This window comes from Alteromonas sp. ABH4_456 (assembly GCF_056160645.1).
This window is the reverse complement of sequence record NZ_JBSWXO010000008.1, coordinates 104,013-121,164: the sequence shown is the minus strand read 5'-3', so window position 1 is coordinate 121,164 and position 17,152 is coordinate 104,013. Positions and strand designations below refer to the sequence as shown.

General features: G+C 50.0%; 12 protein-coding genes. 8 read left to right on the top strand and 4 right to left on the bottom strand.

The genetic code is table 11. The annotated features are described in order from the left end of the window. Positions 1-2: 2 nt before the first annotated feature. The gene (locus ACXAG2_RS13520) at positions 3-557 is read right to left on the bottom strand and encodes an HNH endonuclease (protein ID WP_303574229.1); all 555 of its coding nucleotides are present in this window, start codon (positions 555-557) and stop codon (positions 3-5) included. 261 nt (positions 558-818) lie between these two features. On the opposite strand from ACXAG2_RS13520, the gene pnp reads away from it, so the two are divergent. Beyond that, positions 819-2,939, top strand: coding sequence for a polyribonucleotide nucleotidyltransferase (pnp, locus tag ACXAG2_RS13515; protein WP_474852026.1), 2,121 nt, complete (start codon positions 819-821; stop codon positions 2,937-2,939). 103 nt (positions 2,940-3,042) lie between these two features. Beyond that, a complete protein-coding gene (locus ACXAG2_RS13510) occupies positions 3,043-3,333 on the top strand; it encodes a DUF1244 domain-containing protein (RefSeq protein ID WP_474867800.1) in 291 nt (96 codons plus the stop codon). Positions 3,334-3,355: 22 nt separating this feature from the next. Here ACXAG2_RS13510 and cdd read toward each other — a convergent pair whose 3' ends face one another. Next, the gene (gene cdd / locus ACXAG2_RS13505; protein ID WP_474867910.1) at positions 3,356-3,799 is read right to left on the bottom strand and encodes a cytidine deaminase; all 444 of its coding nucleotides are present in this window, start codon (positions 3,797-3,799) and stop codon (positions 3,356-3,358) included. A 109-nt stretch (positions 3,800-3,908) separates the two neighbouring features. Between cdd and nlpI the strand changes: the two genes are divergently transcribed. Beyond that, positions 3,909-4,799 (top strand): lipoprotein NlpI, encoded by an 891-nt coding sequence (nlpI, locus tag ACXAG2_RS13500; RefSeq protein WP_474867798.1) that lies wholly within the window; start codon positions 3,909-3,911, stop codon positions 4,797-4,799. 12 nt (positions 4,800-4,811) lie between these two features. Then, on the top strand, positions 4,812-6,296 hold the full coding sequence (locus tag ACXAG2_RS13495) for an SEL1-like repeat protein (protein WP_474867796.1): 1,485 nt from the start codon (positions 4,812-4,814) through the stop codon (positions 6,294-6,296). A gap of 8 nt (positions 6,297-6,304) precedes the next feature. On the opposite strand, the gene cysZ is transcribed toward ACXAG2_RS13495, so the two are convergent. Further along, positions 6,305-7,048 (bottom strand): sulfate transporter CysZ, encoded by a 744-nt coding sequence (gene cysZ, locus ACXAG2_RS13490; RefSeq protein ID WP_474845814.1) that lies wholly within the window; start codon positions 7,046-7,048, stop codon positions 6,305-6,307. A gap of 260 nt (positions 7,049-7,308) precedes the next feature. Between cysZ and smc the strand changes: the two genes are divergently transcribed. Genes smc through ligA form a run of 3 tightly spaced genes read left to right on the top strand, consistent with a single transcriptional unit; the run spans position 7,309 to position 14,073 of the window. Next, complete coding sequence (gene smc / locus ACXAG2_RS13485; RefSeq protein ID WP_474867793.1) at positions 7,309-10,779, top strand: chromosome segregation protein SMC; 3,471 nt, start codon at positions 7,309-7,311, stop codon at positions 10,777-10,779. A 19-nt stretch (positions 10,780-10,798) separates the two neighbouring features. Further along, positions 10,799-11,977, top strand: a complete 1,179-nt coding sequence (gene zipA, locus ACXAG2_RS13480; protein ID WP_474867790.1) for a cell division protein ZipA — start codon at positions 10,799-10,801, stop codon at positions 11,975-11,977. A gap of 50 nt (positions 11,978-12,027) precedes the next feature. Then, positions 12,028-14,073: an NAD-dependent DNA ligase LigA gene (ligA, locus tag ACXAG2_RS13475; protein WP_474867787.1), complete on the top strand. Its 2,046-nt coding sequence runs from the start codon at positions 12,028-12,030 to the stop codon at positions 14,071-14,073. Between the two features lie 111 nt (positions 14,074-14,184). On the opposite strand, the gene ACXAG2_RS13470 is transcribed toward ligA, so the two are convergent. Next, positions 14,185-14,718 (bottom strand): DUF2062 domain-containing protein, encoded by a 534-nt coding sequence (locus ACXAG2_RS13470; RefSeq protein WP_474867784.1) that lies wholly within the window; start codon positions 14,716-14,718, stop codon positions 14,185-14,187. A 35-nt stretch (positions 14,719-14,753) separates the two neighbouring features. On the opposite strand from ACXAG2_RS13470, the gene ACXAG2_RS13465 reads away from it, so the two are divergent. Further along, the gene (locus tag ACXAG2_RS13465) at positions 14,754-17,129 is read left to right on the top strand and encodes a DNA internalization-related competence protein ComEC/Rec2 (RefSeq protein WP_474867782.1); all 2,376 of its coding nucleotides are present in this window, start codon (positions 14,754-14,756) and stop codon (positions 17,127-17,129) included. The last annotated feature ends 23 nt before the right edge of the window (positions 17,130-17,152 follow it).

The following is a 17,152-nucleotide window of genomic DNA, read 5'->3' as shown; positions in this document are numbered from 1 at the left end:
CGCTATACGCCTTCCTGCCAGTTACGCTGTCGTGAAAAGTGACTGCTCAGAAAAGCCATCTGGTCAGCCAGAATACGCCGGTTCATCAGGTAGAAACGTTCATAAAGATTTGGCCTGAAAGGAACGGCAAGTAACGGCATGTTAGCTTCTTCCGGTGTACGGGCTCCCTTGGCGTGATTACAGCGCCCGCAGGCTGTGGCGACATTCGTCCATTTATCCTGACCACCACGGGATCGTGGAATGATATGGTCGCGGGTGAGCTGGCCGGGGCTGAAGCGCTGACCGCAATACAGGCATAAATGATCATCCCGGCGGAAAAGATAACGGTTACATAACGCAATCTTTCCGCTTACATCAGTCACTTTTCCGTCGCAGGCAATAATGCTGGATAACGTCAGTTCGCTCCGGATTCCGGCATTATTCCAGCCACCGTGCAGGGTACAGGCGGTCGCACCAAGTTCGAACAACACTTTGTCCTGACAATAAAGCCTTGCAGCCTCTTCAGGCAAAACCCATTCCTGTGGCATACCCGCTTTGTTGAGTCTTAATACCAGCATCAGGGACATCTCCTCATGTGTGACTCTTATAGCATACTGCTTTATATTTCAATATGATGAAAAAGTAATCAATTGCCAAGTTTTTTTGTTGTTTAATTCGCCTGCAAACAGCAAATCAAAAAATCTTTGCAGTTTAAGGAGATAAATCCGGCAGTCAGCGGCTTTCAGGCATTTGATAATGGCATTAGGTAATTATCGCGGCTATACTATGCGCCGCGTTCAAAAGCGAATATATATATTAAAGAAAATAAAGGACAAATAGTGACTCCTATTACTCATTCTTTTCAGTATGGTCAGCATACTGTAACTCTGGAAACTGGCGTTATCGCGCGTCAGGCAACTGCAGCCGTCATCGCCAGCATGGACGATACCTCTGTGATGGTAACTGTAGTTGGTAAAAAAGAAGCGAAAGCCGATCAGGATTTCTTCCCGTTAACGGTTAACTATCAGGAAAAAGCTTACGCTGCCGGTAAAATCCCGGGTGGCTTTTTCAAACGTGAAGGCCGTCCTTCAGAAGGCGAAACACTGACAGCCCGTCTGATTGACCGTCCAATCCGTCCACTGTTCCCGGAAGGTTTTTTCAATGAAGTACAGGTTGTTGTTACCGTACTTTCTGCGAACCCTGAAATCCCGACTGACATCATTTCACTGATTGGTACGTCTGCGGCACTGGCTATCTCCGGTATTCCTTTCAACGGTCCTGTTGGTGCAGCCCGTGTTGGTTACAAAGATGGTGAGTACATCCTGAATACACGTTTCTCTGAGCAGCCTGAAAGCCAGCTTGACCTGGTGGTTGCCGGTACTGAAAGTGCTGTTCTGATGGTTGAATCTGAAGCCAGCGTACTGTCTGAAGACGTCATGCTGGGTGCGGTAATGTTCGGTCACGAACAGTCGCAAGCGGTTGTTGAAGCTGTTAAGTCTTTTGCTGCTGAAGTAAATACTCCGGCATGGGACTGGGCGCCTAAAGCTGAAAACACCGAACTGAAAGCGAAAGTAAAAGAACTGGCTGAAAGCGGCATGACTGCGGCTTACCAGATATCTGACAAGCTTGAGCGTAAAGATGCGGTAACTAAGGTTACTGAAGAAGCGCTGGCTCAAATTCTTGAAGCGAATCCTGAACAGGACGCGAAAGAAGCCTCCGATCTGCTGCACGACCTGGAAAGTGACGTAGTACGTTCACGCATCCTGGCCGGTGAGCCACGTATTGACGGTCGTGATCCTGCTATGGTTCGCGCCCTTGACGTTGCGACTGGCGTACTGCCACGTACTCACGGTTCTGCTGTTTTCACTCGTGGTGAAACGCAGGCACTGGTTGTTGCCACTTTAGGTACAGAACGTGACGCACAGATGATTGACGAACTGCAGGGCAAGCGTGACAGCAAGTTCATGCTGCACTACAACTTCCCTCCATACTGTGTAGGTGAGACCGGCATGATCGGTTCTCCTAAGCGTCGTGAAATCGGCCACGGCCGTCTGGCGAAGCGCGGCATTCAGGCGGTTATGCCTTCTGAAGAAGAATTCCCGTATGTAGTACGTGTGGTTTCTGAAATCACTGAATCTAACGGGTCATCTTCAATGGCGTCTGTATGTGGTACGTCTCTGGCCCTGATGGATGCCGGTGTACCAATTAAAGCGTCTGTTGCGGGTATCGCAATGGGTCTGGTTAAGAGCGACGAAAACTTCGTAGTTCTGTCTGACATTTTGGGTGACGAAGATCACCTGGGTGACATGGACTTTAAAGTAGCCGGTACTAACGACGGTATCACTGCGCTGCAGATGGATATCAAGATCGAAGGTATCACCAAAGAAATTATGCAGATTGCACTTAAACAGGCAAAAGAAGCCCGTTTACACATTCTAAGCGTAATGGATAAGGCGATCACCGGTCACCGTGAAGAGCTGAGCGAATTTGCTCCGCGCATCTACACCATGAAGATTGATCAGGACAAGATCCGTGACGTAATCGGTAAAGGTGGTGCGATGATTCGTTCTATCACTGAAGCGTCTGATACCAACATCGAAATCGAAGATGACGGTACTATCAAGATCTTCGCCACTGAGCGTGCTAAAGCAGATATCGCGATCGGCATGATTGAAGGCGTAACGGCTGAAATCGAAGTAGGCAAAACCTACAACGGTAAGATCACCCGTATCGTAGACTTCGGTGCATTCGTAGAAGTACTGCCTGGTAAGGAAGGCCTGGTTCACATTTCACAAATCGCTCACGAGCGTGTGAACAAAGTGACCGACTACCTGAAAGAAGGCGAAATGGTTGACGTGAAAGTCATGGAAATTGACCGTCAGAACCGTGTACGTCTGAGCATCAAAGAGCTGCTTGAAAAGCCGGCTCCTGCAGAAGCAAAAGAAGATAAAGGCGAATAAGCTTTTATTTTCACCTTGTTGAAAAGGGCGCTTCTGGCGCCCTTTTTTTTACCTGTCCGTTGCCGGCTCGCCGGTGCACACGGATAATGATCAGGAGTGGAATATGACCAGCGATGAACAGACCAGAATTGAAGCAGCAACCTTCCGCCGGTTACTGAAACATCTGGATGATAATAAACAGGTGCAGAATATTGACCTGATGATCCTTGCGGATTTCTGTCGTAACTGTCTGGCTAAATGGTACAGCAAGGCAGCGGCAGATGAAGGTGTTGACGTAGACTACGAAGCGGCCAGGGAAGCGGTTTACGGTATGCCTTACAGCGAGTGGAAGGAAAAACACCAGTTGCCGGCTACCGCTGAGCAGCTCGCAGTCATGGAAGCGAAGAAAAAATAGAAAACGGCCGGCAGGCCGTTTTTTATGCGTGTTCTTTATCAGCCTGTAAATTACTGAAACGAAAAGCATGGGGCAGTAAATCGCCAACAGTATAGGTTTCTGTTTTACCGTCGTCAGTCACCAGAATCACCGGTGTGTCATCACCTGCAAACTCAGCTATTTTTTGCCTGCATCCGCCGCAAGGGAAGCAGAAGCTGTCATTGGGACTGGCTATTACAATGGCCTTAATTTGTCGGGCGCCTCCTGCAATCATTGCTCCGATGGCTGTGGCTTCTGCACACTGACCAAGCGGATAAGCCGCGTTCTCTACATTGCAGCCGGCAAAGATACTGTCACCGGTGGTGAGCACGGCGGCACCTACATGAAAACCGGAGTAGGGGGCATGGGCATGTTGCTTTGCTGCCTGGGCTGTTTCTTTCAGTTGTGTTATTCTTTTATTTTTCATTACATCTCTCTGGTGGCTCAGGCTTTACTTTTTTTACCAAATCGGCGATGGTGTCAGCCATCGGATGACTGTCAGGAAGACAGTTTGCCCGCGCCACGTCATTTTCATAGCGAGTGAATCCATTTTTAACATGCGTAAAGTCATTAGTCTCATCTTTTTTTCTTATCTGGTGGTCTCTGTGTCAGGCTGTGCCAGTTCACAACAAGCGCAACCCAAAGGAGAAATGGGGAATCTGTTACTCGCAGAACCAGCGCCGGTTAATCCACGCTCTCAAATGGCAATTGCGCGGTACAATCAGGTACTGGCGAATGCGACTATTCCCGACGGGGATCGTGCTGAGTTACTTTATCAGCGCGGTATGTTGTACGACAGTGTCGGCCTGGCAGGTCTGGCGCAGTATGATTACACGCAGGCTTTGCAACTGAAGCCGGACATGGCGGAAGCGTATAATTCAATCGGTATTCATTTTGTGCAGCAGCTGGATTTTATTCAGGCATACGAAGCATTTGATTCGACCCTTGATATCGATCCGGAATACGACTTCGCATTTTTAAACCGTGGTATTGCACTGTACTACGGCGGTCGCGCTGATTTGGCCATCGACGATCTCACCACTTTTCAGACCAAAGACGAAACAGACCCTTTCAGAGTGTTGTGGACATTCTTTGCCAAACACGATATCGATCCGGTTGATGCCAGGGCCTGGCTGGTCGCCGTGCGGCCGGAGCTTAATCCCGGACACTGGGCGGTGAAACTGGTTGATTTGTTTTTAGGCACATCCAGTGAAACGGCGTTACTCAATTCTCTTATCGAAGGCATCTCCAGCCAGAAAGAGCTGACAGATCGTCTTTGTGAGGCTTATTTCTATCTCGGTAAATACCATAGCGCGCTGGGAAACAAGGGGATCGCTTCAAATTATTTCAAGCTGGCTCTCAGTACCAATGTGTATGATTATGTGGAGCACCGTTATGCCAGAATTGAGTTGAACCGTTTGCGCCATCCCGCTGACGATACTGAATAACCCGAATCCTGTATGCGTGGATTTATCGTAGCACTGCTGGCTATATTGCTGGTAGGGTCTGACTCAGGTCGTGATACCCGTCAACTCCTTCACAATGCAGAGTCCGCATCGAACCCTGCTTCACTGTTATGGCTGGCAGCCTCAAACGGCAGCGGTGTAGCAGAAGACCGCCTTGTGGCCTGGGCCACTATGCAGGGTTCAGCGTTCTGGCTTAATAAGCTGGTTGCTCTGGATAACGCCGATGCGGCCTGGGCACTGTATCAACTGGTCGGCGATGATGCGAAAAGTGACCGGTTGATGAGTCTGGCAGCTATCGGCAATGTGCCCGAAGCTCAGCTGGCCTTCGCCATGACAACGGATGACCCGGTAAAACGGGAAACCTGGCTCAAACGGGCTGCCGGACAAGGTTATTTGCCTGGTCAGGCGGCACTTGCCGACTGGTACTTATTGCATGCCCAACCGGAAGAAGCGAGACCGTGGCTTCGTGTAACCGCTAATGATTATCCGCAAAGTGCCTTTCAGTATGGCAGATTGCTGTGGGCAGACGGTAAACGTAAGGCTGCCGGTAAATGGATTGCTCAGGCAGCTGACAGCGGTCATGAAATGGCGGGGAAGGTCAGACGTATTCTGTCAACCTATTCGCCCTACAGCGCAGCCTCAGTGCCGGCTAAAGCCAGAAAGGATGAAAATTGCAGCCAGAAAATAGGTCTGTTTGCTACTTCGTTATCGACCATCGTAAAAGCCGATGAAATCGTAACAGAATTCCGCAAAGACAAACGCCTGCAGTCACTGGCAATTTGTCTGGATGCGCCGGTGTGGCTAACGGATGACAGTCTGAACTGTGGTGGCGACTGGAAAGGACAGGGACGCCTCGGCTGTGATGTAAGGCCTCTTGCCAATGCGGTGGAAAAGCGGGGATTAACCCATGCTGTGATTATTGCAGAGCAGGGTAAAGCCAACGTAAATAACGGTGTAATGTTTCTCGACCTGATTGACTCCTATGCGGTTTTTGTTCATGAGCTGGCGCACTTTGCCGGATTTGTTGATGAGTATGCGCTGGGGAAAAATGCCGCCAAACGGTACTGCGGCAGTGAGGATGCACCAAATCTGATTTTCGACGGCAAAATTACCTATTCACCTCTCTCCACACTGGATAACTGGCAGGCATTGCAACCCGGTGTCGGGATCTGGCCGGCACAAAGTTGCGCCCGTTCCGATATCCGTGCCTATAAACCTTCCGGGCATATTACCTTTCTTGAACACCATGACAGCGGTGATATTCCACCAATCTACATGGCTTTGTGGCGTCAGCAACTTTCACGCCCTCAAGCCCAGCGTCCGGTATTCATGAATTTGTTTCAGTCTTTTCAAAAGGCAGGGCAAACCCGCAAGGCCGGAAAATGGCTGGATAAATACAATGCGTTTCTGGGAGCAGGAAAGGGAGACCCGGAAGAAATGGTTCCTGAAGAAGACGACGAGGAACCGCTACCGTTTTAAAACTGCTTTCAGCGGCTTTGTAAATCGGGCTTCAGACGTTCAACCCACATGGCTGTGGCACCACAAATAGCCACCGGCATGACGATAAAGTTCACCAGCGGGATAAGGGAAAATAAGCTCACGCCCACGCCGAACGAGAAACACAGTGTCTTATGTTTTCCCAGGTGCGCCCGCATCACCTTAAACGGTACTTTATGGTTGTCGTAGGGATAGTCACAATACTGAATGGCCATCATCCACGCATTGAACATAAACCATAACACCTGGCCGATGACAGGGATAAGAAGAAACAGGATTAAAAACACAATGGCTCTGGGGATGTACCAGATTAGCTTGGCGAATTCTCTTCCCAGCATCCGTGGTACATCTTTAATTAAGTCCAGCAGACCATCATCGCCGATTGACTGACCAGTGAGGTGACGCTCAACTTTTTCGGCCAGAATGCCGTTAAAAGGAGCCGCTATCCAGTTAGCCAGGGTACCGAAAACCAATGCAAATATCAGCAGCACTGACAAGACTGCAAGAGGCCACAGGAAAAAGCTGATCACACCACGAAGCCAGTCCAGCCATTGCGGGATTAAGCTCATCAGCCAGCTAATGCCTTCTCCTATTTCGCCGAACAGAAAGTAAAATGCCACAGAAAAAAGCAGCAAATTAACCGTCAGCGGGATGAATACAAACCGTTTCAGGCCCTTTGTTTTAATCAGTGAAAAGCCGGTCATAAAATAACTGAGTCCGCTTTTATTTTGCATTACGTCTCCTGAAGCTGCGCTTGAAAATGGGTTCTGAACCGGATTCAAATTGCCGGGCCAGTATGCACATGCAGTATACCTGTATCCGCATGCGGTGAGAAAACCCAATTGTTACAGCGTGTGAGTTTTGATAGAGTCAGCGGATAAGAATAATTTTCCTATGCGCTGATCACCGGTAACCCGTTATTTATGCTGCAATTTCAGGCATTCTTCAGCTTGGCTGATGGCAACTTGAATCTCCGTTTTCCTGAGAGGTTTTTGTGCGCCTGAAAAAAATTAAGCTGGCCGGGTTTAAGTCTTTTGTCGATCCTACCACCATTCCTTTTCCCGGCGATATGACAGCGATAGTCGGGCCGAACGGCTGCGGTAAATCCAACGTGATTGATGCGGTACGCTGGGTGCTGGGGGAAAGTTCAGCAAAAAATCTCCGTGGCGACGCCATGACGGATGTCATATTCAACGGCTCCTCAGCGCGAAAACCTGTCGGTCAGTGTTCAGTTGAACTGGTTTTCGATAACAGCAGCGGTCGAATTGGTGGTGAATTCGCTCAGTATAATGAACTGGCCGTGAAACGGCTGGTAACCCGCGATGCCCAGTCTCTGTATTTTCTTAACGGCACCCGTTGCCGCCGCCGGGATGTAACCGATTTGTTTCTGGGAACCGGTCTCGGCCCCCGCAGTTATGCCATTATCGAACAGGGCATGATTTCCCGTTTGATTGAGTCAAAGCCGCAGGAGTTGCGGGTATTTATTGAAGAAGCTGCCAGCATTTCAAAATACAAAGAGCGCCGCAGGGAGACTGAAAACCGCATCCGGCACACACAGGACAATCTTGAGCGTCTGGAAGACGTGCGGGGTGAACTTGGCCGGCAACTGGAAAAGTTGCAACGTCAGGCGGCTGCCGCTCAACGCTATAAGGCCCTGAAGGCCAGTGAACGGAAATTGAAAGGTGAGCTGTCTGCCATCCGCTGGCTTAAACACACGCAGCATATTGAAAAGATCGAAGGTGAACTGGCAAAAGAACAAAATGAGCTGGATGCACTGATTGCACAGCAGCGTGGAGATGAGGCCGGTATCGAGAAATACCGCACGCAGTCGGAAGACATTAAGACGGCACTGGATGACGTGCAGCAGGCTGTGTTCACCATTTCCACGCAAATTACCCGCATTGAACAGAACACCCTTCACAGTCAGCAGCGTGACAATCAGATTTCAGCTGAACTGGAAGAGCTTCATCAGCGCCGTGAACTGTTAGTGGCGTCGCTTCAGGAAGCTGAGCAGGCACTTGAGAAGGCAGATATGTCTCTTGAACAGTCTGAGCCTGAACTGCTGATGTTAGAAGAAACGATCTTCCAGGCTGAAGAGCGGGCTGAATCTGCGGAATCTGCGTTAAGGGAGTACAACCGCAAGCGCCGTGAACAGGAACAACACTATCATTCACTTAAGCAAAAGGTGCAGGGTTTACACAGCCAGATCCAGTCGGTGACCAGTATGCAACTGCGCACGACACAGCGCATCGGTGAATTGAATGATGAGCTGGCGGCACTGGATGATGACACGTTGAGTCAGCGTCTCGAAGAAGCGCAGGCTGAGCAGGAACTGGCCGCAGAAAAATCCGCTATTGCTGAAGATGAAGTGATTATCAGTAAAGATGCGCTTAATGCCGCATCAGAACAATATCAGACGGCAACCGCTGCTCAGGCAGGTTGTCAGCGGGAACTGGACCAGGCGGCTTCACGTTTTGCAGCCCTTGAAGCGTTGCAGGAACTGGCGGAAGCTGAAGCAGGCGAACTCCCTGAGGGTGTTGCATTACTGTGGAAAAGTATCAGCGTAAAGCCGGGGTTTGAGGCGCTGATTGAAAAAGTCACTGTGTGGTTAAACGACCCGCTGGTGGCAGCAGAGTATCCAGTAGAAACCCTCATCGCCTCAGCAGAACATTTTCCCCGGGGGCACAGGATCCTGCCACTTCATACAGACAGACCACCTGCAGAGGGCACACTGGCGTCATGTTTGAATGACGGCTATACCCCGTCATTGTTTTACCGTATCCGCCTTGTCGCTGATTTGGCGGCAGCACGGACGTTATTGCCGGCTCTGGCTGCCGGTGAATCGGTAGTCACTGAAACCGGAGAATGGTTATCTGCAGACTGGTTGTTAAGAGGGACCGTACAGGAAGACAGTGCAGGCGCACTGCAACGTCATGGGCAAATGGCGAAATTGCAGAGCGAAATTGACAGCCTGAGTGAACAGCTTGCAGAACTTCAGTTTCAGGCAGACAGTGCCGCAGAAGAAAAAATACGGGCGGAAGATCATCTCGAAATCACCAGGCAGGCACAGGTGCGCTCTGCTCAGCAACAACAGCAGGCTGCGCACCAGGTAGCCATGCTGAAGCAAGAAGTTGCCCAGTTAGCCTTACGGCAGCAAAAAATCCGCGATGAACTCACCCGTCAACAGCAGACTCTGGCCGGAGATGATGAGCAACTTGATACATTGACGGCTCAGCTCGAAGTGCTGGAAATGCAGCTGATGGATGCGGAAGAAGAGGAGCAGAATGCGTCGTCAGAACGGGAAGGATTCGAACACGAACAGCAGGATGCGAGGCAGTCTGCAGAGCAGCAGAAATCCCGTAAACATCAGCTTGAACTGTCTGTACAGCAGCAGCGAAATCAGCAGCAATTATACCGCGAACAGGTAACGCGTAACCAAACGCAGCTGGCTGAATACCGTCAACGTGAAGACGCGTTAACAAAGGAAAAACAGTCGCTTAGTCAGCCTATGGCGATGCATGAAGCACAACTTGCGCAATTACTCGAAGACCGGGAAGTGCAGGAAGCGTTGCGCATAGAAAAGCAGAATGCGTTAAGCGATGTGGAAACCCTGCTGAGGGAAGCGCAGCAAGGGCATCATGGCGTTGCTGTGAAAATTCAGCAACGGAACACTGTTATAGACGGGTTAAAAATTGATATCGAAGGCGCCCGTGTAAGGGCCATGTCGGTACTCGAATTATTGCAGGAAACCGGCCAGTCTCTGAAAGAAATTTTACCGGAACTGGATGACACTGCTGATGAAAAGAGCTGGCAGCAGGAACTGGAAAAAACCACCGCAGCGGTTTCCCGTCTGGGGGCGGTGAATCTGGCGGCCGTGGAAGAATATGAGACGCAGGCGGAACGAAAGCAGCATCTCGATACGCAGTTTGATGACCTGGTATCTGCGCTGGATACGCTGCAAAGTGCTATCCGTAAAATAGACAAAGAAACCAAAACCCGTTTTTCAGCAACCTTTGAACAGGTAAATGAGGATCTGAAACAACTCTTTCCCAAAGTATTTGGCGGCGGCTCTGCCTATCTGGCATTGACGGATGATGATCTGCTTGAGACCGGTGTGACAATTATGGCCCGGCCGCCCGGTAAGAAAAATAGTACAATTCACCTTTTAAGCGGTGGAGAAAAAGCGTTAACCGCTTTATCATTGGTGTTTGCAATTTTCCGGTTGAATCCGGCGCCCTTCTGTTTACTTGACGAAGTGGATGCGCCGCTGGACGATGCCAACGTGGGGCGTTTCTGTAAACTGGTATCAGAAATGTCAAAGTCGGTGCAATTTATCTATATCACCCACAATAAGATTGCGATGGAAATGGCAACGCACCTCACAGGTGTCACTATGGCAGAGCCAGGGGTTTCCCGCATGGTTGCCGTAGATGTTGATGAAGCCATGGCCTTCGTCGAAGCATAACAAAGGGCGAACGAATTAAATGGATGAACTACGTTTATCACTCCTTATCCTGGGTACCTGTTTTATTATTGGCGTGCTCGCCCATGGTATCTGGAAGATCAGAAAAAATAACAATGCGACAAAGAAAGAGCGTATTGAACCCGGCCAGTGGCAGGATGACAATTCAGAAGAACAGGACGACTGGTCTGCAGAGCAGGGCGACGATCATAAAGGTTATGATGATTTAGGCCTGGGAGCGGTAAGAGTGGTTTCTTCTGCTAAACCTGTAGCAGACACCTGCGACGATGAAGAATCTGAGCCGTCAGTCTCCCGTCCCGTTAATGAAGATGCGGCCGTAAAGACGGTTTCGAAGCCGGAGCCTCAGGCGCAGGCAACCAAGCTGTATGGTTCAGTGGTGACCAACCCCAAACCTCATATGCAGGGTAGCCGGCATGTTCCGCCGGAGCAGGCAGATGACGATCCCATCCCGGATCCGCCTGAGTTTCTTATCCGTAAAGAGCAAAAAGCCGTCGCAGATGAACCGCAGGCTGATGATTTTACGCTGGATGCCCAGCAAGCTGAGCCGGCAGTTAAAGGCAATGTGTCTGACGAACAGAGCTCAGACCATGACATCGATACTGACAGTAAGAAAGTTGCTAAGAAACGGGGCTTGCTGCGTCGTCGTCAGGAACCGAATTTCGCTGATGATCAGATGAGAATTGATTTCGACGACAGTCAGAGCCAGCCAGCTGCAGAGTCCGGCGCTGCTCCTTCAGAGGATGTGGAGCAGGAGGTGCTCGTTGTTAACGTGCGGGCTCAGGACGACACACCCATTTCAGGTGCCGCATTATTGCCTTTATTACTCACATTAGGGTTTAAGTTCGGTGATCAGGATATTTTCCACCGCCATGTGAATTCAAATGGTAAGGGACCTGTACTCTTCAGTCTGGCCAATATGTTCAAGCCGGGGGTTTTCGATATTGATAACCTGGAGAACTTTACCACTCAGGGTGTGTCATTATTCATGATCCTGCCCATCGACGGGGTTGATGCCCATCAGGTATTTAACATGATGCATAATGCAGCCCGGAAAATTGCTGACGAATTCAATGCGCAAATTCTGGACGGTCGCCGCAGTGTACTGACCAAACAGGGATTGCAGCAATACATGGAAAAAATCCGCGAATTTGAACGCAAGCGAATGATTACCCGCCACTGATCCATCAGCGCTGTTACCCTGCTGTAGCAGCGCTTTGCAAGAGACACTTTATGTCAACAGATAAAGCCTCCGTTGCCAGTCGTATAGAGACACTGCGCGACACTATCACCCGTTATAATACCCAGTACTATGTGGAAGATGCTCCTTCTGTACCTGATGCTGAATACGACCGGCTCATGCAGGAGTTAAAATCGCTGGAAGCCGCCCATCCTGATCTGCTGACAGCGGATTCGCCGTCACAGAAAGTAGGTGGTGCGCCTCTTGCCGCCTTTGAGCAGGTTACCCACGAAGTTCCTATGTTATCGCTGGACAATGCCTTCGATGAAGCTTCACTGAACGCCTTTGAAAAACGTATTGGTGACCGCCTGAAAGACCATTCTACTTTAATGTTCAGTTGTGAGCCTAAACTGGACGGTCTGGCTGTCAGTATTCTGTATGAAGACGGTGTGCTTGTGCAGGCTGCAACACGGGGTGACGGGCAGACAGGGGAAAATATCACGCAAAACGTCAAGACCATCGGCAATGTGCCCCTTCGCCTTAAAGGTAACGATTTACCCGCCCGTATCGAAGTGCGTGGTGAAGTGTTTATGCCAAAGGCCGGCTTTGATGCCCTTAATGAACGGCAACGTGAAAAGGGCGATAAAGTCTTTGCCAATCCCCGCAACGCCGCTGCTGGCAGTCTGAGGCAACTGGACAGCCGTATTACTGCAAAACGGCCACTGGTGTTTTACGCCTACTCACTGGGTGTCGTTTCACCACAGGAATTCGGACTGGAAGATACTCACAGTGCACGGCTTAAAACACTGGGTAGCTGGGGCCTGCCGTTGTGCCCTGAGGTTGATGTGGCTGAAGGTGCGAAAGGTTGTCTGGCTTATTATCAGCGTATTCTTGAGCAGCGTGAGCAGTTACCTTACGACATTGATGGTGTGGTATTCAAGGTTGACCGTATAGACCTGCAGCAAACACTGGGTTTTGTGGCCCGCGCTCCCCGCTGGGCAATCGCACAGAAGTTTCCTGCACAGGAAGAGATGACCCGCTTACTGGATGTGGAGTTTCAGGTTGGCCGCACCGGTGCCATAACACCTGTGGCACGACTGGAACCTGTGTTCGTGGGCGGTGTTACGGTATCTAACGCCACGCTCCATAATCAGGATGAGATACAGCGTCTGGGTGTCAAAGTGGGTGATGTTGTGGTTATCCGCAGAGCCGGTGATGTGATACCACAGGTTGTTTCTGTGGTTGAGGCAAAGCGGCCTGAGGATGCTACGGATATTATATTCCCTGCCAATTGCCCCGTGTGTGATTCTCATGTTGAGAAAGCTGAGGGCGAAGCCGTAGCAAGATGTACCGGAGGACTGGTATGTGCTGCACAACGCAAACAGGCACTTAAACATTTTGCTTCACGCAAAGCCTTCGATATTGACGGCCTGGGCGTTAAGCTGGTTGATCAACTGGTGGATGCCGGCCTGGTGAAAAGTCCTGCTGAATTCTTTCATTTGTCGTTAGGCGATTTGGTCAGTCTTGAACGGATGGCAGAAAAGTCGGCTTCGAATTTACTTACTTCACTGGAAAAGGCTAAAACCACCACCTTGCCCAGATTTCTTTATGCTCTGGGGATCAGGGAAGTAGGCGAAGCGACAGCGTCGAATCTCGCCACACACTTTAAAGATCTGGATGCGTTGTTTGCCGCAGACATTGAAGCCCTTAAAGAAGTGCCGGATGTGGGTGAAGTGGTGGCGACACACATTTATCATTTTGTGCACGAAGAGCATAACCGTGCCATTATCGATGATCTTGTTGCTGCAGGTGTGAACTGGCCGGATATTCAGGTTGCAGATGCCGGGGACTTGCCTCTGGAGGGCCAGACCTGCGTACTGACCGGTACCATGACGGCCATGGGACGTAATGAGGCAAAAGCATTGCTGCAGCAGCTGGGGGCGAAAGTTGCCGGCTCAGTGTCAGCGAAAACACACTTCCTCGTAGCCGGAGAAAAAGCCGGCTCAAAACTGACCAAAGCGCAGGATTTAGGCGTTGATGTGTGGGATGAAGAAAAGCTGCTCAGTTTTCTTCGCGAACATAATCTTTCCGGCGAATAAATTAAAATCTGCCATCAGTTTGCCGGTGTTGTGATACCGGCAAACTTTTTGTGCGGACCTGATTTGCTGAAATATTTTGCCAAAAGATCAGTGAAGACTGTTAATTCCGATTTATGCTTTTGAAGCCCGTTGTTTGCGGGCTTCTTTACGTGCACTCCATGATTTTCTCACAGAAAAACGCCATATCCAGTTGAGTCCGAAATACCCCAGTAAACCAAAAATGACGGAACAGATCCCGCAGCCGACAAGGAAGGCAGGGCCGATGGTGCTGATACTTTCAATTATCCATTTCCAGCTGAACTGTAATTCAAAGTGTCTGGGCTCTGTGCCCAGTACCGTTGTTCCTACCTTATAAGCACCGTAAAAAATTGGCGGCATGGTAAACGGGTTCGTGATCCACACAGTTGCTACAGAGAGGGGGAGATTGGCGCGGAATGGAATAGCAGTGGCGGCAGATAACCACATTTGAAACGGAACAGGCCAGAAAGCGAAAAACAAACCTATACCAAACGCGTTAGCTGCTGAACGACGGTTCAGATGCCACAGGTTCGGCTCATGCAAAACTGTGCCGAAGATCCGTAGCGCACGATTGTGCTTTATCGTTTGATGGTCTGGTAAAAATCGTCGTATAAATTTTTTTGGCATAAACCGTATTTCATTTCATCCGAAGTAACCAATCCATGCATCAACACGCTGCGCTATGGCTGCTGGCATTCTGCCTGACTTCGCTGTCTGCGAGGTTCTGGCCGGTGTTGCCGGGAAAAATCTGGATTGTACTTCTTGCCTGTATCGTCTCCATTATCCACACACACAATGTCAAAATGCACATCCGCACCGTCCTGAAAGCAGGGGGTCGTTTATGTGGTGTTACAAACTGGTACGTGCGCAGTAAAAAACAGTTTAGTGTACTGCCGTATTTACTCAGCGGGATAATGTCCGGATTGATTTGGATGGCAAGTGTAGGGCATTGCTACCTGACTTGGCAACTCCCTGCCGGCAAAATTCAACAAGATGTCATAGTTACGGGGCAGGTAACGTTTACGCAGAGAAATGACAATGGTCAGTGGTTGCACGTTGCTCTTTCGACACTGGATGACAGGCATTATTTCTTCCGTCCGGTCATCGGTGTTCACTTGCCGCAAAATATGGGGGAGCTGGCTATTCATCAACAGGTGAAGTTAACGGTTAATCTGAAGCCGGCTTCGCCGTTAATGAACCCGGGCGGCGACAGCCGGGCAAAAATGGTCAGCATGAAAATGATTGCCACGGGTTCAGTCAAAGCGTTCGGTAACGGTTCTCTTGTTTCTCCGGCTGAAAGTCTGCATTACCGTGCAAGTCAACGTTTGCAGAAAGCAGGTTATTCCCGCTGGATGGTGGCTTTAATGACTGGAGACCGTTCTTTGCTGACAGACAAAGACTGGCAGTTGCTTCAAAAAACCGGAACAGGCCACCTGTTTTCAATTTCGGGTCTGCATGCAGGTATGGTGGCTTTATGGTCTGCGTTGCTGAGCAGTGCTGTGATCAGTTGTTTTGCCCGTCTTATTAATGCCGGGCACAACGGTATGAATATACGGCTTACAGTTGCTGTGGCAACACTCCTCATGACAGCCCTCTATGCGGCGCTGGCCAACTGGCAGGTACCGGTAACCCGCGCGTGGCTGCTTATTTTATTGTTCACATTGCTGCTTACTTTTAAAGTCTGCTGGAGCTGGCGGCACCGGCTGCTGGTGATGGTGTTTCTGTGTATTCTGGTTTCTCCCTTCAGTGTATTCAGTAACAGCTTTTATCTGAGTGCCGGTGCGGTGTGTGTTTTAATATTCATTGGCTGGCGGTGGAAACCTGCATCGTATTCATACTTTCACCGCATCATGTTTGTTATTCGCGCCCAGTGTCTGATTTCATTATTGTTGATGCCGTTTACGCTGATATTTTTCGGTTCAGTGTCTTTGCTGACGGCAGGCGTTAATCTCATCGCAATTCCTGTGATCACACTGCTGATGCCCGCCGGTTTGGCAGGGCTGGTACTGAACTATAACGATGGTCTCACAAATACGTTGCTGGATTTGGCTGATACCATCCTGCTATGGATGACGCAGCAACTCAGCGTGATTTCCCCGTATATGGCGGCCTTTGATAATACAGGCGTCAGCGGTCAGGCTGCATTCTGTCTGCTCCTGTCGATGCTGTTGTTGGCATTGCCGGTGTTTCGCTACCGGAAGCGCAGTGCCATGATGCTGGCGGTGCCGGCGATCAGTTTCTGGTTCCCGTTCAGTACAGATGCCTGGCAACTGCATATACTTGATGTGGGCCAGGGCACGGCACTGGCAGTTTCCAGGGGAAACCGTGCAGTCATCATTGATACCGGTCCCTCATGGGAAACAGGCAACGCACTGACAAGTACAGTACTGCCGGCGCTGAAGGCGGCCGGTATTCATCACGTTGATCAACTGATTGTTTCTCACGGCGATGATGACCATGCCGGCGGTGTTCCTGCATGGTTAGATCGCAGGGCTGATCATTCGCTGGAGCTCAACCGGAGTTTGTTGTCAAATACAAATGGCTGTCAGAGCGGAAAACGATGGCGGTGGCAGGGATTACAGTTTCGTGCCATGTGGCCGGAAAACGGCAACACGGAAGACAGCAACCGGTTATCCTGTGTTTTGCTGTTATCCGGCAATGGTTATTCAGTGTTGCTTCCGGGCGATATAAACCGCAGTGCCGAATACGCACTTTTGTATAACAATGCCGCCCTAAACGCTGACATATTACTGGCCCCCCATCATGGCAGCAGCACTTCATCATCAAAAGCTTTCATAAAAGCAGTATCACCTTCGTTCACCGTATTTACATCCGGCTTTTATCATCGCTGGAAATTACCTGAAGACGTCGTTGAATCACGTTACCGGGAAGCCGGTTCCGTTATTCTGCTGACTGCCCTGAACGGCTACATACGATTCACCCTGGCTGATGAGGGGATCGGCGTGAAGCGCTACAACAGAGATATCAGCCGCCGCTGGTACGACTTACGGACACAGGTATCTCTGCCTGAGCATTGAAAATACAGGCGTTAATGACCATA